We start from the raw sequence: 23,706 nt of genomic DNA on the forward strand, positions 1-23,706 counted from the left end.
GACAACTGCTCGTTGGATCAATTCGTTTTCTTTATTTACTCTTGCCGCTCCAGCAAGCTGTTGACTAGGTCAGCCTAAAACGATAGATACCAAACTAAATCATCAATTCAGACGTTTCAGCAACAAAAAAATTGCGATGCTCCTTTCTAAGAAGTGAGCCCCTATTCGGTCACCTTCTAGCAGCCGACCATCACAAACATGCTACATACTATAATTCCTCTAACACCATTCCATAGATTAGGCTAGGTGTTTTAGATATGTCCCACTATCATATGTTTATCATCGGGTTACAGGAATAGACGATTATATCAGTGTCTTGATATAAATTTCTATGTCCTCAAAATGGGAAAACACTAAAGTTACTTGTATAATTTAAAAAATTTTAATACTGGAACCAAAAAAATCCTATAGAATCTTTTCCAGACAGATTCTATAGGACGGATTATTATCTTAACGTTGCTATATACGTTTGAACATGTTCGATTATCTCATTAAAATCTTGATACTCAATAAATGGAAGGCCTTGTTTATTTAGATAGTCACTGAGTTGCTGGCCTTTCTTCGCATAGACAATGTCAGCTGCTTTTGAACCTTCAAAATCAGAAATGCTGTCTCCAATAAAAATGACTTGGTAACCCTGTTTTTGATAGCTTCTAATTACTTTGGCTTTATCCACGCCATTTTCTTGATCATAAAAGAGCTGCGGATGCTCAACAGTCATTTTCCCATCAGCAAAAATCAATTGATTTGAAATAACTCGTTCATTGGGGATGGACATGCCCTCCCCTTTGAGGGAATAGTAAACGTTTTGACATGTTCCAGCACTGACAATTACAAAATCCCACTCCTTGATTAAGAAATTTTTGAAAGAAAGATCAATTAACATATTTTCTTGTAAAGTACAGATGAATTCTTCTTTAGATATTCTAATAGCTTCTAACTGTTCCTTTATATATGTTCTTACAGAAATCTTCTTTTGCCTTATGTCGCTAAGGTATGCTTGATGCAATTCAGGAATATAGGTTTCAGCTAGCATTGTCGTACTATCATTTATTGAAATGGTCCCATCGAAATCAATCACAAACTTATATCGAACAGACTCGTTTAGTTTTTTCATGAATGAAGTTGATTCCGAAAGGCTTTGACTTTATCCATAAACTCCTTAACACGTGCTTGATCAACGTGATTCTCAAACACACCATCCTTTTTAAAGGTAGTTCCCACAACTGCTCCGTCTGCTATTTTTAATTGCTCCTCAACATTATTTAGTCTAACGCCTGTATTTGCAAAGACGACAGTGTTTGGAACAACATCTTTGACGATTTTTAACGTGTTCGCATCTGTTTCAGTTCCTGCTGTTAATCCTGAGACGCAAAGAGCATCGGGACGGTTGTTAAACACCGTTGATTTAGCAACACTAATGATATCCCGATCCCCAAGATAAGTCGCCGCTTCTGGTACGATGTTAAACAATAGCTTAACGTTTTGCGCGCCAATTTGCTTTTGGTGTCGAACAGTCTCCCCAACATTAGTATTCCACAAACCAAAGTCTGAACCATAAACTCCAGTAAAGATTTCTCTTACAAAGATAGCATCCACTGCTTTAGCTAGGTCTAACGATTTCTTTGCATCCCATAGCACATTCACACCAAAAGGAATTTTAATGAACGGCTTCAGTTCTCCAATAATCCGTGCCATCGCAGCCACTGTTTCTGTATGAACATCGGTCAAATATGGCAAAGAGAACTCATTCGAAAACATTACCGCATCCACGCCGCCTTCTTGAAGTGCTAGAAAATCAGCTTTAGCATGTTCGATGACCTTTTCCATACCGCCTTCTTCATCAAAATGAGGATCTCCCGGCAGTGCATCAAAATGACACATCGCAATAATCGCTTTTTCTGTACCTAATTTTTCTTTTAACCAAGTCATGTTTTTTCCTCCTGATTTTTACTCTTTTAGAGCATTTCTTTTTACAAAAATTGTTATGAAGCAAGTCATTATAATTAAAATGGCTAAGCCAAGATAACCTAAGAATCCAATATTGGCGATAATAAAATCAAACACATTTCCTGCCCATAAAGCCGTAACCTTATCGCCAGATTCCGAAACACCGCCCTCTTCCGCTAATTTGGTAAAGTACGGAGATATCCAAGTGGCAATATACAAGATGCCGGTCATGTTAATAACACCACTGATTAAGGTTTTTAAAATATTCCCTTTATGAATGATACTAGCCATACAGATGAAGAATGCTGCAAAGGCTAAATCTGCTAAAGGTAACACCTTATTTCCTGGTAAAATCGCTGCTAATATCAGCGTAATTGGAATCAATATGGTCCCAATAATCATCGTTGTCGGATGACCCAAGGTAACGGCAGAATCCAGACCTATATACACTTCTTTGCCAGAAAAATGTTTAGCAAAGAATCCTTTTGCTGCTTCGGATAATGGCATCAAGCCTTCCACGATTATCTTAATCATCCGAGGAAACAGCACCATGATTCCACAGACACCCATCACAAGGTTCGCACCATCTTTAAAGCCATAGCCTGCCAACAAACTTAAAATAATTCCCAAGATTCCCCCGATTATGACTGGGTCTCCCATAAAGCCGACCTTTTTCTGCAGTCCTTTAATATCTAAATTCGAATTATGCAGAAAAGGAATTTTACTGTAAATCTTATCTAAAATGACGAACAAAGGAACGCTGCTGGCCGCATAGCCTTGCGGTATTGAAATACTTTCGACACCCAGCTCCTTTTGAACCCTTTTCGCTGTGTAGTCAGCCGATAATAACGACCAGGTCGCTTGAACCAACGCTGCTCCCATACCTAAAATCAAATTTCCTGTTACTAAATGAACGACAGCGCCGGTAAAGGCATAGTGAGAATAATTGAAAATATCAATATTCATCGTTTTGGTAGCACCAACAGCTAAAAGCAGCACATTCAAAACGAAGACTGACGGGATGATCAGTGCCCCTACTACTGTCGAAAAAGCGACTCCTGCGCCTGCGCCTGAACCAAGATCAATAACCGTTAAATTAAAACCAAATCGTTCAACAATCAAATTGACCGCCGGTGATAAAAAACTAGAAATCAGTCCTACAGCTAAATTAAACCCAATAAACCCAACACCTACTGTGATTCCTGATTTTACAGACTTAAAAAAGCCTAAACCAAAGATCAAACCAATAATGAATAAAACAATCGGAACAAAAACGGTTGATCCTAGCGATAAAATATAATCAAGTATGCCTTCCATCAATTTCCCTCCTTCTCAAATCAATTCTTTAAAATATCAATGATCTTCTCAGCTGCCTCTGCTTCTCCAATCCCTACCAAAAAGGGTGTTCCTACAACCATTGGCACACCATAATCTTCTTCAACCCGCATCGCTGTCACAAATAAGTCCGCTTCCTTGTACATATCCAGCTCACTTAATTGTGCTTGAGAAAGCGTGTATTCCACTTCATTATCATCCAAGACCTTTCTAACCTTTTCAGCGATCATAGAAGAAGTTGCCATACCTGTTCCACATGCTACAATTACTCTTTTCATTGTCCCTCTCCCCTTTCAAAATCAATATCTTTTCCAAATCTTTGAACACCATCTAACGAATACAAAAACCCTGCTAATAATTGATAAATTCCTAGAGCATCCTCTAAATTAATCACTTCAATCGGTGTATGCGTATAACGAGTCGGGAGTGAAATATTTGCTACAACTGTCCGACTGCTTTCAATTGAAATATAGGCAGTCTCGGTCAAAATCCCTGTAGCCACTTCTCTTTGCATAGGTATACCAACCTTTTTCCCAATAGTTTCTAAGTAGGTCAAAAAATTCTTATTGGGAACAATACCCGCTAAGGTCCCTCGACTATGATGATTCATATAAGTCAGCGCCGGACCTTTGCCTAAATGAATTTCAGATAACCCCATCAAGTCTGGTGTATCAGTGGCGGGAGTAACATCTAAGCCGAGCACAATTTCTGGATCAATTGTTCTTACAGTTGGCATGATACCGCGGGTGTTGAACTCCTCTTGAACACTGAATACTAGATAAAGATCAACCTTCAGCTTCTCAATATCTATGTTCTCATTCAAATAAACCAAGATACTTAACAACGCCCGATCATCCATCGCTTTGTTTGAAATACACTTTCCACATAACTCTAAAAACTGAGGTTTAAAAGTAACTGGGGTTCCAATATTGATCCCTGCTTCCAGCACTTCGTCACGACTCATAGCACCAATATCCAAATAATAGTCCCGAGCATTTTCTGGAAGCTTTCCTTCTTTTTGCTTTGCTAAATGATGAGACTTAACTCCTACAACGCCGTTAACAGGACCTTTTTCCCCATGTAGTTCAAGCTTTAAACCAGCGAGGCACGTTGGGTTCAGTGAACCTAATTTTTCACAATGAATGAACCCTGCTTCATCTATGTGATTGACCATCATACCAACTTCATCCATATGACCAAAAAGCATAACCTTTTGCTTCCCGACATTTTTAGGTGTCATGTGAACGGTTAAATTACCTAAGATATCAAGAGAAACCTGTCGCTCTTCTCCTAGATGATCCATTAGATAGTGAATAACCTGGTCCTCATACCCGACATTTCCCGAAAGATCAGTCATTTCCCTGATCAGCTGCTTCATTCGCTGCATGTTTCTTCCCCTCCTAATTGAGCAAAATGGGAAAAGACGCTCATTAATTTCTCCTTTGAATCCGCCAGTTTAATCTCTTCGATAAATTGTTGATTGGTGAATAGCTGAGCCAATGAGGAAAGATTTTTTAAATGAATTTTTCCATCGGTAAAGACTAAACCGATCACTAAATCTACTGGCAGCAGCTCCAAAGTTTCCGCATTTCGAAAGACTACAGGTTTAGCTGGTTTTACTAAGAAAAACGTATTTTTGGTCACATTCTTTGGCTCTGTGTGACAGATAGCTACGTTCAATCCGGCCAGCTTCAGGCCCGTAGGATATTTTTCTTCTCTGGAAATGATGGATTGCTCGTACGTTTCCTTCACATAACCTTTTTCATATAAATCCTTGGCTACTGAAGAAAGTAGTTCTTGAGCAGTTGAATACTCCTCATCAAAATAAACAAAATCTTGGTTAAGCATCTTATCACACTCCATTGAGCCACTTTTTGAAGAAATCAGATAAAGGTTCTGCTCTTTCAATTGCGTGGTCTAATTTTTGATAAAAGTTTTCATCATGAGAAAAGGCGTTGATATTCATGACTGTATTGATCAAACGCTCTTTTTCTTTTGATGCAATAAAAAATAGTAGCTTGACTGACAAGTCTTTCGGAAAAGTAACTGAATTCTTCACATAGAGAATGTGAATTCCTGATTTCAATACCCCGCTTTTCTCACTTCCATGTGGAATCGCCATTTGATTGCGAATAACAAAGTGAGCACCATATAAGTTGACTGATTGAGAGATCCCCTCCAAGTAACTCGCTTGGACAACCTGCTTTTGTTCTAAACACTCACTACACATAGATAAGCTTGTTTGCCAGTCCTTTACATCCTGCACTATAGTAATATCTTCTTCAGTTAAGCCATCAAACAAACTAGATTCCTTGCGTTCTTCTTGAAGGCTTTCGGGAAAAGCTTCCAACAAATCCTTTTTCAAACTGATTGGATTCGAGATAATTGCGTGGCGTTCTAAAACTTTCAACAATTTGTTTACTGAAATCTTTGATTCCTCCCGTTTGCGAGTAATCCCAAATTCCTTTAGCTTCTGATCATCATTGAAGGTTAAAAAGGGGGAAATAAACAATATTGGAACTTCTACAGACTTTTTAATCTCAAAAGAAAAATCTAACGTGCTGACAATCAGGTTGATATCTTCTGAAAGATACTCATTAATTTGATAAATAGAAGAAGTTCCCACAACCTCAACGTTGTAGTTCTTTTCAATTAGATTTTTTAAAAGAACGGATGTGCCGTACCCTGAGTGGCAAACCAGTAACACACGTAAATTGGGTTGATGTGTCTCTTGAAATCTTCTGATCGCCCCTAAGAAATGAATAACGAACAAAGCAATATCCTCTTTGGAAAAATGCACATTCAGCTCTTTTTGATAGATCTCGATATTCTTTTCTAAGAGAGAAAATAAGTTTTGATAATTCCCAATGGCTTGATGATAAATCTCACTATCCATTTCATAGGAATTATTTTTGCGATAAATCGTGCTTTTGACATGCTGATACAAGCCTTCCATTAAGATTGGATCCTCTGAAAGCTCCATACCAAGTTCTTTTCCAATGCTCGTTACTAATTTAGAAACAAACAGCTTGAAGGACAAAAGATTTTTTTGGTAACTTTGATTGATAGAATCTTCACTGTAGCTAACTAAAATCCCTGCTAAATGAGCCAGCTCCTTCTCCGAAAAATTTAGGTTACCTTTGATACTCTGCATAAGCTTTTTGATACGTCTATATTCCTCAAGTGATTGAATTTGAGTTAGGTTTTGCACCTGCTGAATGGAATGACCATAGTAGATGCGATGAATAGCAACGAGAACATTTAGCAGAAGTGTTTCGTAAAAGTTAGTAAATGGATAGTTATCCGCCAACTCTTTTATCTGTTCCAGCATTTTTCCAAGATCAACATCGATAAAATCTTCAAGGATTCTTCGTTCAATCGGATTAGAAACAAGATGATTCTCCTCTTCAGAAAAAAGCACTAAATAATTTTCCCGATAATGATTCAGAATAAAGCGCCTTGTCTCCAGTTCATTCTGGTTGGTAACCTGCCGCTCGTTCACCTGAAAATGCTCACCTTCTAAAATCGGGATGATTTGTTTGAAATCCGATTTGACCGTATTTCTGGTGACATCCAAAAAATCTGATTCCTTTTGAATATTGATTTTTCCCGCAAGTATTAATTTGAAGGTTAAGTACTCTCTTCTTTTGCTCGAATCAGGTTTGTATATTTCTTCTAGCAATTGATTCACAGGGGTAAAATCCAGCACATTTGAAATAAGCTGTCCATTTAACTCTTTTTGAATTTCTGGCAAGTTCATCATTCTAAGGTAATAATTTAGATTTTCAATTTCATAGCGTATGGCACTTTCTGAAATAGTTAACTGCTCTTCAATAGCCTTTATTGAAGTTTGAGGATTTTTTTCCAAAAAATAAATCAGTTCTAATAAACGCTGATTCGCTTTCACTTTTTTCCTCCTTTCGGTTATTTATTACACTACTATCATAGTTTAGGCACGGGGATCATACAATGAGCAAAAAATTGAAATACTTCTCGAAAAATTGACCACTGAAAATCCGATGGAAAAGAATTATTGTATATAGTAAGAAGAAATGGAGGGATTGAAATGATGAGAAACAGCATTATACCATCACTAGCTTCTGCTAGGCAACTCTACTTAGCAGAGGAAATATTGAAAGCAGAGAATGAGGGATACCCAGAGATCCACCTAGACATTGAAGACGGAAACTTCATCGACAATATTACTTTCGGCTTATCCGTTATACATGACACGCGTTATTTAACATCGCTACCCTTCAACGTGCACTTAATGGTGACTCAGCCCAAGAAGTATCTAGAAGCACTTGTAGACTGTTCACCTTGCAGTGTTTTTATCCATGTTGAGTCTTGCCAAAATCTCGCAGAATTGATTTTTTATTGCCAGCAAAATAAAATCTCCGTTGGTTTAGCCTTTTTACCAACTACTTCACTGGAAAATTATGCCTACTTAATAAAGAGAGTTTCCATGCTTTTACTGATGACTAGCGAACCGGATGGCCAAGGACAAACCTTCATTGAGGAAATGATTGAAAAAATCAGTCTAGCTAGGAAAAGATTCCCCGAACAAGAGCTATGGGTTGACGGAGATATTACGATGGGAAGAGCTAGAGAATTGAAGCAGTTGGGTGTACAAAAATTTGTGATGGGTAGGGAGATTTTTGGGGCTGAGTATAATAAATAGTGAGATATGTTTAAAACACCTAGATCTGTGATCAAAGTATGCTAGGTGTTCTCTTTTTATTGTTTTGTATTCTTAGTACTAGATGATGCATCAAGTTTGAATTGTTAGATTGCATGACTACTTAGCGTAAGCCACTTCCAAAAAAACTCCCTACCGAAATTCAAACCAAAACCAGAAAAAAACGCTCAATCATCATTCGATCAAGCGTCCCTCTAATTAATTCGTCGCATATTGAAATTCTTCCAACTGTTGAGACCATTGCAGCCAATACTCATAAAATTCTTCACTAAGTCGGTAGCCCCTGCCCCATAGAGTGGTGATGGTTTCGCCAGTAATACCATGCAATTCAAACTTACGTTTTAATTTGTTAATTAGGCATGACAATTGACTCATATTTGATGGGGTATCTCCGTCACGCCAGAGATGATCACATAGTTCTTTGCGAGATAATACACCATTTTTGGGATAAGTATCAATCAGACATTCAAATACTTTTCGTTCTGTCTTTGACAAGCTTTTCAACAACAGCTTTAACTCGTTTTGCTCTGGACGTTCCACTGGATGAGGAAAGGATAAGATCTGGCTGCCGGAAACTAGCTCTTGCTCCAGCTGACGATTTAAATCATTCATTTTTTCCCGTAAGCTCTCGTAGCTAGTGTCTTTTGTTAGCCAATCTGCAATTCCCTGTTCGTGCCAATAAGCTTGATCTTCTTCGCTTGGCTCATTTTCCACAATACGCAGCACCATGAGTGGATAGTGCTTCAATAACGTTAGCAGCTGCTCTACTTCCGAATGACACAAGCTTTCGCTTAAGATGACCCATTGAAAATACGAAATAAATGGGCTGACAGCGCCTTGTTGCAGGCGTTGAAGCATATCTGCAGAACACAAAACTTCACAGTTCATTCTTTGCAGCTTGCTAATAATGGTTTCTTCGGTCAAAATATTCTTTGTCAAAATAAGTACATGTTGCATGGGGATTCCCCTTTTCTTTATGTTTTTGAAGCTTTCTTTTCTTTAGTCGGCGGTTTCGTCTCCGTTTCTTCAGTATCAATCAACACATTCCATAAAATAATCAATGTCACCACTACACAAATAGCTACCTGTATCCATAATTGATCAAAATACGACTCCGCCAGCTTGATACTGAATATTGCTAACAGGAAACAAACGACTAGAATCGCTGCTAACTGAATCTGTTTTAACTCCTGCTGGATGCGGTAGGTTGTTTCAATTGGCACACGCTTTTGTTGGGCCACCTGACGCACGGAGTTTTTCTCTACCAGCAGCCAGATGATTTCCCGATACAGCTTGCGTGCCTCCGGTTCTTTGCTAAACAAAGAATACGCACCTTTACTACGATCTCGTTCTTTGCCAGCTTTCATCAAGACCGGATGCAACAAGCGATCATTGCGCAGTGACCAACGAAAAATCTGCCGCCATTCTTCAATACTCAATTGAGGCAAGTTCAGGACATCCAGAGTCACTTCCAGAGTTTCCAGTTGATCGAGACAAGCCAGCAGCTGCCGATAATCCCGTGAAACGACCTCCCAGGAAGCAATCACCAAATGATCTCCTGGCTGGGCAAAATTCAGCAGTGCCTGAAACTCACTGGTAGGAGAGTTCAAGGCTTCTACCTCTTGATGCCCATCTGAAAAGAGTTCATCCACCGGATAATCCTCCAGCATATCCAATTGTTGGGTAATCTGATACCCGCGTGCATAGCCAAGATTCATCGTGTCCTTCCTCTTTCTGCTTGAGTTTTTCGTTGAATTCCCCCTCTCGCAGCAGCCTGGCAATCTTTTTTTGCAACTCCTGTTGACCCTTGATCAGCGAGAACAACAAATAGCTTTGTACCAGTACTACTAGGCCTAATAAAAGTAATAATAGGTAGACCATCGAATATCTCGCCTCTTTCATCTATTGGGTTTTTATCTTTCCTAAATCATTTTTTTCGTAATCCCAGCTGTAAGGCTGCGGTGTTTTAGTACTCCCTTTATCATCTGGATTCGGTTTAATATACAGGGTTATCCAGAACTCACCATCATTATTTAAGGTATTTTTGGCTATCTGAGGATTCCCTGCCGTATAAGAAGTATTTCCGTTATGGCTTGCTCCCAGCGGATCGCCTTGTTGCGTTGTACAATAATAACCTACATACTGATAAAACTCTGGTGTGATCAGTGATAATTGCACTTGATCACTTATGTCTGCCAAATGATCAGTCGGAATCGATACCTCGGTGAATACAGGATTATCCGTTGATTTTCCAGAATTGGCAGTAAGGTTAGCACGATAGTTTGGATCAATTGCTGGACTTCCGCCATTGTCTAAAATATTCTGAATATCGAAATAACTTTTGCTCGGTACAACAATTTCTGCTGAAGAATCCAACACCACCTGTCGAACGTGCCAAAGTGCGTGACCAGTTAACGTAACATCCAAATAACCCACCGTTGCCGTTCCAGCCGTGTGATTTCCATCGGTTGCTCCATCCCACGTATAGCTAACAGATGGTCTAACTACTCCAGGCTCCAAAGCATTATGAATGGTTGGCAAATCAACTACCAATTTATTTGCATTCTTCCCAGCGTCTGCCAAAGTTGGTAATTCTGCAGCTGTTTCATGGGTAGAATCAAAATAATCATAGACTTTCACCTTGCCTCTGGTCAGGACTTCATCACGATCCTGTGTTCCTCGTAATCGGAAGGGGATTGAATAATCATCTGCATAGTAAACAACTCCATTAGTATCCTTTGGCGTAACAGCTGGATTTGTTTCACTATTTGGAATCGTGTTTTTTGTCGTTACAAATACCCACACCCGGTTTTTGACTTCTGCACCAGCTTTTGGTTTGTATACCACATCCACAGGATAAGGCTTCGCAACGGTTGCCTCTCGTAACGCTTTTAGTTGATTGGCATCCACTATTACCTTGCCTGATAACTTACTCGAATCTGTTCCGTCCTCATCCAAACCATTTCCGTAATCACCATCGCCGCTGCCATGTTTAGTCAAATTCCAAGCCATTGTTTTGGCAAGCTTCTTAAATGCGGCTTCATCCGCTACATCAGCTGCAACAGTATTCAACGGAACATGGAAATTCTTTGCATCTAACGCATACTCATCATTTTCATCAATCACAGTCTCATCTGTCACATTATTAATGTAGGTAGATGTAGTTGATGTTTGCTTCTGACTGTCAGAAACAAAATAAGTCAACAGCTGTGGTCCAGATTTATTTTTATCAAAGCCCAATTTAGCCCAGTCAATCGGATCAGAGGATTTCAGTGTTGTCCCATCTGCTTCATAAACTAACGAATTTGGATTTTTATTAATCCTTTCTCTCAGCCAAGAAATATCGTAAAGAAACAGCCCCTTATCAATATCCATCGTATCGTAAACCTGAGTGGCCTTAGCATCAGTCATAGCTCCGTTTTTCGATCCAGTTAACAGCCAGCGATCTAAGCTTGCCTGTTGATTAACCGCGGGGTCATCTAAATCAACAATGAACGGATCCGGAGCTTTAATTAAAGGTGTCCAATCATCAGTTTTACGCAAGATGGAAACAAACGCATTTCCCTTCGTTGGAGAGAGTGCTTGAGAAGACCATTCTTTATTCGATCCACTGGCTATCTCACCAGGAAAGTTCCCATAAACCACTTCATCAATAAAATTGGTTTCTCTTGTAGTAAAGGCTCCAGAAAGTACGAATAAGTCCTCATCCCCAACAAAATTATTTATTTCAATCACTGAGGCCGATTCTGGAAATTCTAATTGGATGGAAGAGGCACTTTTCCAATTAAACTCTGCATCCATATAGCCGCTGTATATTCCTGGCTGATTTCCAATATTTTCTAATGCTCCTTCGATGTTACTTACTTGACCGGCATAGAAGTAGCCTGACCCTTGTTTTGAAAAACGGAACCTTGTCCCCTTAGGAAATACCTTTAAGTTTTTTATCGTCGAGGTATTGACATTTAGCTCAATAATTTCTACTTGTGTCTCGTCTATTGCACTATTTCTGTAAACCTGAGCAATTATTTTATTTTTATCAGAAATATCTGGTTGAAATGAGACAGAAGAATTAGGAAAACGAGCAATCTCAGTTCTACTGGCCTTCTTAGTTGTTGGATTGATGTCCCATCGGCAAATTCTATTTACGACGCCACCCATTTCGGTAGAAGTTGTTTCTGTGCCTAATACAACCGTGTCACTGATCGGATACATATTACCAATTCCGGCGTGATTGCGGCTATTCGATCCATGAAGCTCCGCTGCAACATCTGGAGAAGCTTCAAATTCTATCCTATTCAATAACTGGCCATTAAAATGTTCAACATTAATAAACACACTTTTATCCGTAGAAGTTGGATAAATAACTGGTGTGCTCATATTTGTCCCAGAATTTGAAATCCAACAGCCCTGAATAGTCTGCCCCTTCATATCAACTGTACTCATATCAACAGCTCGTTTATTATCTAGAGGAGATATAGCTAGATGGGTTCCTTCATCTACAAAAGTTGTTGTATTGATATTGTGAGAACTTGTTGTGTATAGAGCCATGAATTCAGTTCCGCTCTTTTGGAAAAATGAGTTGTAGACCACTTGCCTAGTTCCACTGGATTGATTGATATTATTGGGCGTTTCATGCACCCATTTAGTATCTAGAACCTCTCCGGTACGTGACTGTAAAATAATTCTTGTTTGATTAATATTGTTGTACCCAGCTCCATAGGGATAAGTAGTAAAAATCTGCATAGAAATTACATTTCCCTTACTGGTAATATAACTCCTTGATGTATAGTTTCGAATCTGACTACTAAACAGCTTGGTTTTTGCTGTTTCTGTCTCTGACAATTGCTTTCCTAAAGAAGGAATGTTCATGTCATATTGACGAAAAAGATCGTAACCGCTCTGATATTCTAGTTTTGTTTGACCGTCCACCGGAACCTCAAATTCATTCGTGCCCCCTTGATCCAGTTTAATCGTATTCGTTGGGTGGGCAGAGACTGCTTGTTTCTTCTGAGACAGACTCAATCCAGTGATAACTCCCATAATTAGCAAGACAGCCAAGCCTACAAATGCCAGTGCTCTTTTCCCTTGCTTGTTTTTCACTAAAAGAAAACGAACCCTGTTTCTCTTCTTCATTCTTCTCGACTCCTTTTCTCAAACCTCATCAAATCAATGTTCCACTTGGTAAAACACTCATCTCATGAGTGTTGATTTTTAATAGTAAGGGATACAGAAAAACTGTATCCCTAGTTATCCGTCATAGTCTTCAAGGAATCATCGATGGTTTTTAGTGGTTGGGCAGTAGGTGTAGCTCCTTGCCACCAAGCCTGACGATAAGCCACCTCATGACAATTGATCGTTTCAACCTTCAACGATAAGGAAAATGTTGCCTCATGATATTGTTCGCCTAACTGATCAGATAGTTTAATCGACTCAAACAGACTAGTAGTAGATTTTTGGGGCGCAACTGCTTCTTTCACATAGTAGTAATAGCCATCACCACCAGCTTTCCACTCGTTAGTATTTAAGTTTTCCAATACTAAGTCCACTCCGATGACCAAAGGCAGGACCTGCTTATTGGCTGAATCTCCAATTACCTCTGCTCGAACCTCGGGTAAAACCATGACTCGAACAAATTGATTGATCGTTCCCGTATTTTTGATCGTAACTTTCTTTTCAATTGATTGACCTTTAGTAATTTCCGTTATGCTGTCGTCAAATACTTCCTCCAGCTTAGTTTCCACTTGACCAATTTGAAAATCATTTTCTTTTTTATCGGTTGCTGTCATTGCTGCATACACGAAGTAGCTTCCACCAACCAGCAGGAGGATCAATCCCAACGTGATTACGAGGTAAACAGCACGCCGTAGTTGTTTATTCTGTCCCTTCATCTCGCTCCTCCTTGCCTAATTGGGGCTATCCAGTTTATTTTGATACATTGTATGGACATAATCACTACTAGCAATGTTCCAATCTGAGAGTAGGTCTTTGGTTAAGTCATGCGCCTGCATTTCCGGCACAAGCTTATATAGAGCTCCTTTATTTTGATTCGCATAGGCTGAACTCAAGGAAATACTATCCAACAAGTTGGGGGTAACTTCATTAGGCTGCAATACCTCCGAATAATAGAAATAACCTTTTTCGTAGTACCAATAGCTGCTTGTATTTACTGCTGGTGGACTACTTTGATCAAACACTTTCCCTGCTTCGAAATTCAGTTCAATCGCAGGTAGCGGCGTCATTCTTGTCCCTTTGTAAGGATACGTCTGATCCAATAAAACGACTTTCGCTTTGTAATGAGTATTCGCATTCACACCATACGTGTTTCCGACAACCCATGTATCAGTTTTCTTTACATCAATCGTCGTTGCACTTGGTGTACCATATACCTTCAAATTCCCATTGCCATCACCAGTCCCATGATTATCCGCTGTATCAGTTTCAAATCCTGCAAAGAATTCTTTGAGGGAGAGACGAACAATCGCTGGTACTTCACCAGTATTTCGCACACGAATATTCTTTTCCTTCGTCGTTCCAGGTGACCAATGAAAAACTTGACTAAAATCTTCCTCTACAATCGCTGATAGCTTTCGCTGATTCGCATCAGTTCGATTAACACGCTCATCTGCTGAAGTGATCCAAGCATAGGTACTGCCAACAATCAAAAGAAAACTTAGCAAGAGGGAGAAGCAAGCAAACAAGCCTTTACTTTTGATAAACGTACGAAACAAATGACGCCGTTTTTCTTTTTGGTTCATTCCTGCTCCTCCTCTCGCCGCTTTTTCCATAAGAACAAAGCAAGCAGTACCAGCAATAAGCCTGTCAGAAACATGTAGACAACTTGCTCCCCAGTTTGTGGCAAAAGCTTACTGCTGGAATTATTAGCTGCGGATGTACTTGGCTGTGTTCGTGGTAATTGACTGGAACTACCACCTGAAGTTATCGGTTCCTTAGAATCGGTTGGCTCGGTGGATGAACTAGGCTCAGTTGGTTGATCCTTTGTACCTAAAAATGTCCAATAAAAATTCAAGGTACTTTTCTCTCGCAAATTTTCATTCGTTAGAGACGAATCTACCTTAAATTCAGCTACTAGCAATTTATCTGTACCATACTTGCATACACCTAACTCTAAAGGTGTCTTCGTCCAATCACGGTTAGCATCCCCTAGTAATGGTCCTTGATAGATTTCTTTTCCATCCAAAATCAAGGTCATCGTAATATGATTTTCCCAAGCCACAGAACCTGTTGAGTCAATCTTTTCAACCAACATTCCTAATGAAAAGGGTTCTTCTAGATCCAAGCTGCGAATGGTAATCTCCTTTTCGTAGACATCTCCTGGGAGAATATCCACTAGATCAATGTAATATTCTCCCTCAGATGTGGCATACATGCCATCGGAATCCCCGATCACCATGCCGGGAGGAAGTGCTTTTGCCGCTTGTACTGCGTACGTGCCGCAAAAGAAGAAACAGAAACACAGGATACTGCTCAGTACTGTTATAAGTTTTCTCAACCTCTGTCACTTCTCCCTTCTTTTCATGGTGTCCTTTTCAACTAAATGCCAGCTTTAAGCTTGTTCACAATCAACAATGTATCGCCTGTTGGTGCTGAACCGCCACCTAGATTCCAACCTGCTGAATCAGTTAATGCATCAGCATTGGCTTGAACAGCTTCCATTTTCACAATCAAGTCATAAGACGCATTCGTATATTCAGTTCCCATCGCACTTTCAAAGACTAGTTTTTCCAATAGGTTCTTGGTTGTTTCCCCAGATTTCACAGGAACAGTGTAGTAGAACCAGCCATCGTCTTCATTGTAGACCCACTTACTGTTAGTTAAAGTAGCTGTATCCGTTACATCAGCACTATAACCAATCCGAATATTGTTCTTGCCCAAACCGTTTGTATCGGCTTGAACACCTTTGTTACCTGTTCCTGTTGGAATTTGATCCGTTACTGCTGCTGGTGTTACCGCTGGTAGGTCTGTAGCGGCAGCGTAGCCTAATCCACCAAAAGTATAGTCATAGTTCACGCTGTAACGAACACCGTCAGTACCAAGCAATGCGCGACCTGTTGCTGCACCGTCTTCATCTGGTAGAGATGATTTTGCCCAGTTCACAGTCGTATTTTTGTACCCATTTTCGTAGTAACCGTATTTCACATTGGTTAAAGCAAAGTTCCAGTCTTTCGCATCAAGGCTGCTGTTTTCATTGCTTACTGTAATATCAAAAGTCATTGATTGATATTTGTTTTTGCTGGCATCATAACCAGTATCTCCAGGGTTCTTCCCTGCGTTGTCTGCGTGAGTGAAGTATTCATGCATTAATTTGGCTTCATAGCTGATCTTTTCAACGTTAGTAACTGGATCAATCGTCTTTCCACCTTTGACCAATAACTTCACATTGTCATCTGCCGGAGTTGCCAAGCCTGTAATCTGACCAGCAGGCACTTGAACAAAACCATCTTTATAAGATTGATCTCCATTGAAATTGATTGGCATATGCTTGTTCAAGCCTGAGTCATTCGCTACATATGTGTATTTTGCGCCCGTAACTGAACTTGGATCGTACTTTTCAGCACCTAATTTATCCAAATGCTTCAACACTTCTTCGTAAGACACCCGAACAAATACACTCGCTGTACCTGTGTTGGATACAGCAACTTCCTTAGTAGCTTCAGTTCCTGGCACCAATGGTTTTGGTTCCCATGTTTCCTTTACTGTTACACTGTTGTCATTGACTGCTGCAGATTCCGCCCGGTTAATCCGTTGATCCTGTGCAGTGATCCAGGCAAACGTCCCGGAGATGGCTGCGATTAACGCTAAAGCTGCCGCCGCAGCCATCAGCTTTTTCTTCTTACTATTCTTCTTCATTCCTTTTTTCCTCCTATACATCCTTTTTTTCTTTTATATAAATGCTTGTATAAACAAGCAGTTATACCCCTCTTGGATAATTCCTTTGTTTGTTTGGCCTTCTTGCTGGTTCTGGCTGTAGGAAATACGCCTTTAATACCAAGAAGAAACCAAAAGTAGATAACACACACACTAGACATAACCACAGATTTTCCTGCACAAAGTTTAGGACGCTGCCCATTTTGGGAATGACAAAGGCCACTTTTCCGTAGATTCTGTCGGCGGAAATCGGCGGATCCTTACTGTTGTTGGCATCCCCTTTGGTGACAATGTAGTCGCCCTTTTCCCCATTTAGTTCATCTAAACGCTCTACCATTCTATGAGTTAGGTAACGATCACCCTCGCCCACTTGAAAGGTGACAATGTCTCCTTCTTTCACCTGACTACCATCAGTCATTTTCACTAATACAATATCCCCAGCATAAAAGCCTCGTGAAGGAGAATCCGGTTGTGGTGCCATTGAGTTAGTTAAGACTTGATAGAAGCGATAGCCAAAGATTGCCGCATCAGACTTTTCGCTAAAAGCAAACATCAAGGAACTCAATAGAATGCCAATCGTCAATGTGTAGAAAAACAAGTTGTAGATAAACAAAAAGATTTTTCTGTTGGTCGACTTTTTTGCCTCCTGCAATGGCTGTGCTGATGATGGTGGCGTCATCGGTCGTGGCGGCCGCGTACTTCGAGGTGGCGGTATTCGCTCGCGATCATAAACGTCACCATAGGACATCTGTGATTTACGTGGTATCCGATTTGGCGAATAGTTTTCTTTATATCTCTCGTGTTGTCCTTCTCGTCTTCTTGATTCGCCGTACATTCGTTCAGTTGGTCGCTTCGGATAAGGTCTTCTATATTCTGAATACTCTTCTTCATATTCATTCCTACGATGTGGACGTCGATTGGAAGGGGGCCTTTCACCACGATAGGGCGATGTATCATATTCATAATCCCGCTCATGGTAGTCTCGTTGTCTTGGCATATTTCCCCTTCTTTCATTGTGCTCTTCGATTGCCTGCCACCTCTTTTGCAGGCCGCTGAGTAATTGGAGGTAGTGTGATGACCGATTGCTTCGTCTCACTTGTCAGGATTTTTGTTTTTTCAGCCGAACTTGATTCTGCTCCTTGATTTTCTTTCTGTTCCATGGAAGCTTCCGTACTTTCACTGGGCGTTTCCGGATCTTCGGATGAAGCCGTGGTTTCTTCCGAGCCAGGCTCTAAATCATAGGTTGTTAAGTGATAGGTCTCAATCAATGCATTCAATTTTTTGTCGTATGAAATATCAGTCGCATACTTTCCAGTCAGTGCCTTAGTTGCCACTTGGTAACTTCCTGCATGTTCTTTCCAAGTTGCTTGGTAAAAACCTGTATTTCCTGAAATCCCTTTTTTCAACAATGCCGCATAATCTTCTAAGGATTCTTTATAACTAGGATACTGACGAAAAGCTGATTGAATCGTGTATAACTGGCCATCTCCTGTGTCCTCTTGCGTATTAAACGACACGTTTTTCCCTTGATAACTCCCTTTAATTCCGAATAAATTATGATGAGGTGGCCGAGCCAATTGGCTGTTACCGGAACCTGTTTCCAAAATTGCTTGAGCAATCATCACCGAAGCATAGATTCCTTCATCCCAAGCAATGATCTGCGCATCTTTTCCTATAGATTGGATAAATTCCTCTGTCGTTTGGTTCTTCACTACTGAAAATTGGTAATTCTCTTCCACTTTTACTGCTGGTAGTGGAGCTTGAACCTGAGCTGTTTCTGTTGGATTTTTTTCAGCAGAAATACTAGATTCTTTTGTTACGCTCTCAATTTCACTTGATGCTGTTATTGAAGTCGTGGATTCTCTAATTTCATTACTGCTGATTTCTTCTATACAAGAAGACTCCGTAGCCGGCGTTGACTCCTTTGCAGAATTAGCCGTTGTCATCTTCGTTACCGTTTCTGGCTGGGACGAAGTCGATTCCTTTGTTTCCGCTGCTGATACAGTTTGCTTCGCTTGTGATTGGCAGCCAACCATTAAGCAACTACTAAAAATTAAGCACACCAGCAAGACCTTACCCTTCATCTTGCTTCCGCCTTTCCTGCGGTCGCGGCTGTGGTCGTCCTCTTGGTCTTCTTGGTCGAGCTGCGGCTTGCTTCAACTTGAAAAGAACGTTGTGATAATGTAAAGCAGTCATTCGCAAATAGAGCGCCAATATCATCAGCAACATTAAAAGAAACAATTGGCTGACAGTGACTACCTCTTGAAAATCAGTAAAGTAGAAAAAGATTCCTAATACCAAGACACCCAGCAACACGACCAAAGAGAAGAGCCAATAGACCCAATACCAAAAGGTGTACCATTCGATTTTTTCCTGCAGTGTCTTCATTTATTCTTGTTCCCCTCTTTGACGATTCCTAATATTTGTTTTTCTGAAACCAGACCGAAAATCCGGCTGTCTTTGGAAATTTTGCGATTATCTCCTAGCACAAAGTAGTAGCCTTCTGGAATGACTTCCTCGGATAAACTTTCCCAAACAAAGTCTTCTGTTTTATAGGAGAAGTCATCAGCTATCACTTCATGATTAACTAACAGCTTTCCATCCTGATAATCGATCCGTTCACCTGGTAGTCCGATTACTCTCTTCAAGTACAGGTCATCAGGCTCATTGGGCGGATGCAGTACTACGACATCGAATCGTTCTGGTTGATGATGGGCTTTGACTTGGACCACCTCTTGTTCCCAGAAGGTTGGATTCATAGATTCTCCGCTAACAAAATACTTAGGATAGAGCCAATGATAACCGCGAAATATTCCGAAAAAGACGAAGTAACAAAGAATAAACACCCCTGCCAGCTTTGAAGCTATTGACCACTGAAATCTCCGGCCTCAACCAACCTCCTGAGCTTCTTTGATCGGTGCATCCTTTTGTTCTCGAACCATTCGCTCTAATAACGCACTTTCTCCTTGAAGCAAATCGAAATAGGCTGCTTTGCTTAATAAATTGTCGTAATCCATCTTCATCAACTTGACGTAGGGTTTTCTAAACCACGGTCTGGCATGGACCTTGGCTCGTGATTCAATCACCTGGCACTCATACAAGACGAAGTGAATGTCTCTGGCTGAAAGATTCGCTTTAATTTGTTTGACTTGATCTCGCTCGTAGACCAGCTTGTTGCCAGTCACGGTCATTTTTTCGGTTTTATTCACCAGTTCGCCGTTCAAGTTCCACATCTGTTCCAAAAACCTTGCCTTCTGAAGCAGATAGGTATACTCCCGCAAGCTGATCTTGATTCGTTTATCCCAATCACTTTCTTCTTTGCTCTCTTGATTGAAGTATTGAATCCCGCTGTAAAGCATGGAGAGCTCCAGCTTCTCGATCACCATCTCCAGCTTTTGATTGACTGCCCGCAGCCGAGCCTTGCTTTGGCTTTCTTGTTTGACTTCTTCCTGTTGGACTCGGTTAACAGATACTTCTGCTTCCTTGACCTGTTCTGCTACTTCTGTAACTGGAATAGTCTCAACCTTTTCTGGTGCTTCCTTCGACTTTGGTGGTACATCTGACAGATGTTGTCCTGCTAATTCAAGCAATAACTGCTCTGCCCGTTCCAAGGCTTCTTCGGCAGATAAGGGAAACTGTTGTGTCAGGCTCTCCTCTAAGTGAATCGCAAAGGGAAACCCGACTTCGCGAAAAGTTAACGGAATAAAATCAAAGCGATAGATTCGTCGGCCATATTTAGGTTCTTCCGTTTGTGCTTTGATCCAAGCAAATTGCGGAAAAAACTGATGCAGCGATTGCCAGAAACTCAACCAATCAAAATAGCCGGTTGGCAATAACAGCTCTACATGATAGCTGCTGTTCATCAAACGAAATAATTGCTCAAAGTGCTGATAAATCTTTTTCCGCTGGTCCTCGTTTAAGGTGCCATGCGGTGCATACAAATACTCACACGCCCGTTCAATTTCTTCTAACAGCGGCTGTGAAACCAACTCCTCCTGCATGGTGGGAGCTGGTGTTGGATAGAGGGCGAGCTGATTTTGTGCTTGTTTCACCAAACCTCATCCCCTCTTCTATTCGTCATCCAATAAGTTGTCGCTTGTCGCTAACAAACGTACAAAAAACTGGGTGGTTTCTTCTTGGACCGAACGCAGACGCTTGCGGTAATTCCTGATTTCCTGCTTCATCACGCGTAATTCCAGTGAAGCATCATGAATGACTTGGTGAGCTTCCTGTTCAGCTTGGCTGCGAATGCCTTTAGCTTCGTATTCTGCTCGTTCCAAAATCGCTCGTTCCTGTTTCTTGGTTTCAATCAGGATCGTCGCCAATTCTGCTTTCATGTCTTCATTTTCTTTTTGCGTTTGTTTAAGTGCTTCAATCTGACGTTGGGCTTGCACCAGAGCTTCTGTTTGATTGGTTGTATTGTCTTTCAATTCAGCTTTTAGCTGTTCGACTTGGCTGGACAGTTCTTGCACCTGTCGTTCCTTTTCAACCTTTAGCTGACGCAGCTCTTGTTCCTTTTCACTCCGACAGTCTTCTACTTGTTGCTCTGCTTTAGTCTGGTACTCCTGCAGTGCTTGATCTTTTTCGGCCAGGGTAGTCGCCATCCCTGTCATTTCAGTTTGTTTCACTTCCAGTTGATGCTTTAACTGGGCAACTGTTTCTTCCAAGCGTTCCACTTCCTGTTGCAGTTGGGAGTCTGGTTGTCTTCTAGTGTCCTCTTCTGCTTTCGGAGCTGAAAATGTTTCGGTATCCTCTTCGTATCTGGCATCGTATCGTTCATCGACAGGTGGTGCCGGTCGCCGTCTGGAACGTCGCTCTCCGCGTTCATAGTCGTTATAGTTATCCATAGGACGCCCGTACTCATCCTCTGGGTAGGAATCGTACCCATAATCCTCTTCATATCCTTCGTTGTCGTATTCGTCGTAATAGTAATCCTCTTGATTTGATTCCTGATACGCATCCTTCTTTTGTTTGCCAAATCCGAACATGCCTTTTCCCCCTCTATACCCCTAATTCATCAATCAGAATTTTGAAAATTCCGCTGATTTCATCTATACTCTTAGCAAGCACAAAAAATCCTTTTTTTCTTGGTCTAATGAAGACTAAGAAACTCTTCAAAACGCTTAGCCAGACAATAAAAAAAGACCGTGCTTTGACGGTTTTTGACGGGATAAGCATTTATAAATAGATCTGGCAGTCTTTCAACTGCTTGTATCACTTCCAAAATGAACTAAAAAATTCGGAGAAGCTATTTCCTTCCTTGAGTAAGCGCTTACCTTAAAAAAGATAAAAAAACTCCTCCAAAAAAGGCGATTTCTTTTTTTTGAAAACGTTTTATACGACTGCTTTTTCCATTTGAGCAACAACCTGGAACTGTTGCTCCATCAAGGAACTCGCATAGGTATCCAGGGTCATTTGTGTGGAGCCATGGCCCATCAAGGCACTGACACTCACAATATCCCCTTTACTTTCTAAACAACGAGTCGCAAAAGTGTGGCGCAGTTGATGAAAATGAATAGTGCCTAACTTCGCTTTCTTTCTAATTCGATGAAAATGATAGGTTAACAGCCTTGGTTCTACTGGCTGTTCTCTCCGGGATACAACAAATTCACCTGCAGATTTTTTTCTTTGACGCATTAGAACTTGCTTGAGCAGCTTGCTCATTGGGATCGAGCGAATTGAAGAAACTGTTTTGGAGCTGGTATAAACCAACTCTGTTTTCTTACCTGCCACTACGCCGAACACTCGTTGAAACGTCGAATGAACATGAATCAGATTATTCTCAAAATCAATGTCCTTCCAAGTAAGTGCCGCTATTTCACCAATTCGTAAGCCTGCATAAAGTGCCAATAAAACAGGTAATCCTTTGCCATTTTTTTCACTTGCCGCTACTGTTTCCAACCTTTTTTGTTCTTGTCTGGTGATCGCCTGATTCCTTTTCTTCACTACTTTCGGCAGCTGTATCAGCTTAAATGGATTCTCTTTGATCAGCTTTTTACGAATGGCAACATTTATACACTGATTCGTGATTCGGAAGATAACCTGGATCGTTGAAGGTTTCAATCCTCTCAACTGTAAAGATTTTAGCAGCTCTTCTGCCGCCTCTTCATCCAATTCGTTCAAGCCATAATCACCAATTTCTGATAAAACATAATGAACCATTTTGTGCTCATAATTCGCATAGGTCGATTGCTTAATCGTTGATTTCATTTCTAAAAGCCAGCGATACCCCCATTCCCGTAGAGAAATTGCCGACTCGCCCTGATCTTTTTGAATCATTTGATACTTAACCTTCAGAGGATAGAGCTTTTCTCGGACTTCCCGCAAGGTCTTGCCGTACACCGATCCATACATCGTTTTTCCGTGAACATTTTTGCCCTTGGAATACCTTCCTTCCCAACGCTTGTCTTTACGCCAATAAATGTTTTCACCTCTGCGCATACTATCATTTCCTTTCTATATAGAGACGGGATTTTTGACGGTAAATAAAACTACCTTTTATTCCGGCTTTTTTCAGCACATCATCCAGCTTCAGTCACCACAAGGGCGAAAGAATAAATCATTTTAATTATTTTTTTAAAAGATATTGCGTATTTATTGTTCGTATTCTATAATTAGAATTGTTAATAAACAACAAATTAAAAAATACAGCTATCTCAGCTAAAGGATCTCTTAGTCTTCATTAGACTAAGAAATAAACAAAAGTTTCATCATAAAATTTCTTTTCTAAATCATTTCTTCAACTTACATAAATTCCTAACACCCTAACACATTATATATCGTTGTCTACTGACAAAAACATAATTTTTATTAAGCGTAGCAAAAAAATTGATGAA

The 23,706-nt window shown here is 40.4% G+C and carries 23 protein-coding genes; 1 reads left to right on the plus strand and 22 read right to left on the minus strand.

The window, feature by feature from the left end:
• Positions 1-445 precede the first annotated feature (445 nt).
• The 7 genes from I588_RS18945 to I588_RS18975 are packed head-to-tail and all read right to left on the minus strand — an operon-like array spanning position 446 to position 7,192.
• Positions 446-1,117, minus strand: coding sequence for an MtnX-like HAD-IB family phosphatase (locus I588_RS18945; RefSeq protein WP_010758471.1), 672 nt, complete (start codon positions 1,115-1,117; stop codon positions 446-448).
• Positions 1,114-1,932: a BtpA/SgcQ family protein gene (locus I588_RS18950; RefSeq protein WP_010758472.1), complete on the minus strand. Its 819-nt coding sequence runs from the start codon at positions 1,930-1,932 to the stop codon at positions 1,114-1,116. Before I588_RS18950 ends, I588_RS18945 begins: the two co-directional genes overlap by 4 nt.
• Before the next feature lie 18 nt (positions 1,933-1,950).
• Positions 1,951-3,267, minus strand: coding sequence for a PTS galactitol transporter subunit IIC (locus tag I588_RS18955; protein ID WP_010758473.1), 1,317 nt, complete (start codon positions 3,265-3,267; stop codon positions 1,951-1,953).
• A gap of 20 nt (positions 3,268-3,287) precedes the next feature.
• Entirely contained in the window at positions 3,288-3,563 is a 276-nt protein-coding gene (locus I588_RS18960; protein WP_010758474.1) for a PTS sugar transporter subunit IIB, read from the minus strand.
• Positions 3,560-4,672 (minus strand): M42 family metallopeptidase, encoded by a 1,113-nt coding sequence (locus tag I588_RS18965; RefSeq protein ID WP_010758475.1) that lies wholly within the window; start codon positions 4,670-4,672, stop codon positions 3,560-3,562. Before I588_RS18965 ends, I588_RS18960 begins: the two co-directional genes overlap by 4 nt.
• Positions 4,660-5,133, minus strand: a complete 474-nt coding sequence (locus I588_RS18970; RefSeq protein ID WP_010758476.1) for a PTS sugar transporter subunit IIA — start codon at positions 5,131-5,133, stop codon at positions 4,660-4,662. Before I588_RS18970 ends, I588_RS18965 begins: the two co-directional genes overlap by 13 nt.
• 4 nt (positions 5,134-5,137) lie before the next feature.
• Positions 5,138-7,192: a PTS sugar transporter subunit IIA gene (locus tag I588_RS18975; RefSeq protein ID WP_010758477.1), complete on the minus strand. Its 2,055-nt coding sequence runs from the start codon at positions 7,190-7,192 to the stop codon at positions 5,138-5,140.
• A gap of 159 nt (positions 7,193-7,351) precedes the next feature.
• Between I588_RS18975 and I588_RS18980 the strand changes: the two genes are divergently transcribed.
• Complete coding sequence (locus tag I588_RS18980) at positions 7,352-7,966, plus strand: ribulose-phosphate 3-epimerase (protein WP_010758478.1); 615 nt, start codon at positions 7,352-7,354, stop codon at positions 7,964-7,966.
• Between the two features lie 216 nt (positions 7,967-8,182).
• Here the strand turns inward: I588_RS18980 and I588_RS18985 are convergent, their stop codons facing one another.
• From I588_RS18985 to I588_RS19050, 15 genes are all read right to left on the minus strand, one after another.
• Positions 8,183-8,941: a winged helix-turn-helix domain-containing protein gene (locus I588_RS18985; RefSeq protein ID WP_010758479.1), complete on the minus strand. Its 759-nt coding sequence runs from the start codon at positions 8,939-8,941 to the stop codon at positions 8,183-8,185.
• 17 nt (positions 8,942-8,958) lie between these two features.
• Positions 8,959-9,702 (minus strand): recombinase family protein, encoded by a 744-nt coding sequence (locus tag I588_RS18990; protein WP_010758480.1) that lies wholly within the window; start codon positions 9,700-9,702, stop codon positions 8,959-8,961.
• Positions 9,629-9,865, minus strand: a complete 237-nt coding sequence (locus tag I588_RS27505; protein WP_162141133.1) for a hypothetical protein — start codon at positions 9,863-9,865, stop codon at positions 9,629-9,631. The genes I588_RS18990 and I588_RS27505 overlap by 74 nt, the downstream gene beginning before the upstream one ends.
• A gap of 21 nt (positions 9,866-9,886) precedes the next feature.
• Positions 9,887-13,117: a hypothetical protein gene (locus I588_RS18995; protein ID WP_010758481.1), complete on the minus strand. Its 3,231-nt coding sequence runs from the start codon at positions 13,115-13,117 to the stop codon at positions 9,887-9,889.
• A 110-nt stretch (positions 13,118-13,227) separates the two neighbouring features.
• Positions 13,228-13,872, minus strand: a complete 645-nt coding sequence (locus I588_RS19000; protein ID WP_010758482.1) for a TasA family protein — start codon at positions 13,870-13,872, stop codon at positions 13,228-13,230.
• A gap of 15 nt (positions 13,873-13,887) precedes the next feature.
• Positions 13,888-14,739 carry a BsaA family SipW-dependent biofilm matrix protein gene (locus I588_RS19005; protein ID WP_010758483.1) on the minus strand — a complete coding sequence of 284 codons (852 nt, stop codon included), beginning with the start codon at positions 14,737-14,739 and terminating at the stop codon, positions 13,888-13,890.
• Complete coding sequence (locus I588_RS19010) at positions 14,736-15,494, minus strand: LPXTG cell wall anchor domain-containing protein (RefSeq protein WP_010758484.1); 759 nt, start codon at positions 15,492-15,494, stop codon at positions 14,736-14,738. The genes I588_RS19005 and I588_RS19010 overlap by 4 nt, the downstream gene beginning before the upstream one ends.
• A gap of 41 nt (positions 15,495-15,535) precedes the next feature.
• Positions 15,536-16,852, minus strand: a complete 1,317-nt coding sequence (locus tag I588_RS19015; RefSeq protein WP_010758485.1) for a hypothetical protein — start codon at positions 16,850-16,852, stop codon at positions 15,536-15,538.
• 61 nt (positions 16,853-16,913) lie between these two features.
• A complete protein-coding gene (locus I588_RS19020) occupies positions 16,914-17,867 on the minus strand; it encodes a signal peptidase I (RefSeq protein ID WP_010758486.1) in 954 nt (317 codons plus the stop codon).
• Positions 17,868-17,880: 13 nt separating this feature from the next.
• The gene (locus I588_RS19025) at positions 17,881-18,954 is read right to left on the minus strand and encodes a glucosaminidase domain-containing protein (RefSeq protein ID WP_010758487.1); all 1,074 of its coding nucleotides are present in this window, start codon (positions 18,952-18,954) and stop codon (positions 17,881-17,883) included.
• Entirely contained in the window at positions 18,944-19,258 is a 315-nt protein-coding gene (locus I588_RS19030; RefSeq protein WP_010758488.1) for a hypothetical protein, read from the minus strand. The genes I588_RS19025 and I588_RS19030 overlap by 11 nt, the downstream gene beginning before the upstream one ends.
• Positions 19,255-19,683, minus strand: coding sequence for a signal peptidase I (gene lepB / locus I588_RS19035; RefSeq protein ID WP_245569606.1), 429 nt, complete (start codon positions 19,681-19,683; stop codon positions 19,255-19,257). Before lepB ends, I588_RS19030 begins: the two co-directional genes overlap by 4 nt.
• A 75-nt stretch (positions 19,684-19,758) precedes the next feature.
• Positions 19,759-20,925 carry a hypothetical protein gene (locus tag I588_RS19040; protein WP_010758490.1) on the minus strand — a complete coding sequence of 389 codons (1,167 nt, stop codon included), beginning with the start codon at positions 20,923-20,925 and terminating at the stop codon, positions 19,759-19,761.
• A gap of 15 nt (positions 20,926-20,940) precedes the next feature.
• Positions 20,941-21,858 (minus strand): hypothetical protein, encoded by a 918-nt coding sequence (locus I588_RS19045; protein ID WP_010758491.1) that lies wholly within the window; start codon positions 21,856-21,858, stop codon positions 20,941-20,943.
• Positions 21,859-22,204: 346 nt separating this feature from the next.
• On the minus strand, positions 22,205-23,311 hold the full coding sequence (locus I588_RS19050) for a tyrosine-type recombinase/integrase (RefSeq protein ID WP_010758492.1): 1,107 nt from the start codon (positions 23,309-23,311) through the stop codon (positions 22,205-22,207).
• Between the last annotated feature and the right edge of the window lie 395 nt (positions 23,312-23,706).

Source organism: Enterococcus pallens ATCC BAA-351 (assembly GCF_000407485.1).
GTDB lineage: Bacteria > Bacillota > Bacilli > Lactobacillales > Enterococcaceae > Enterococcus_A > Enterococcus_A pallens.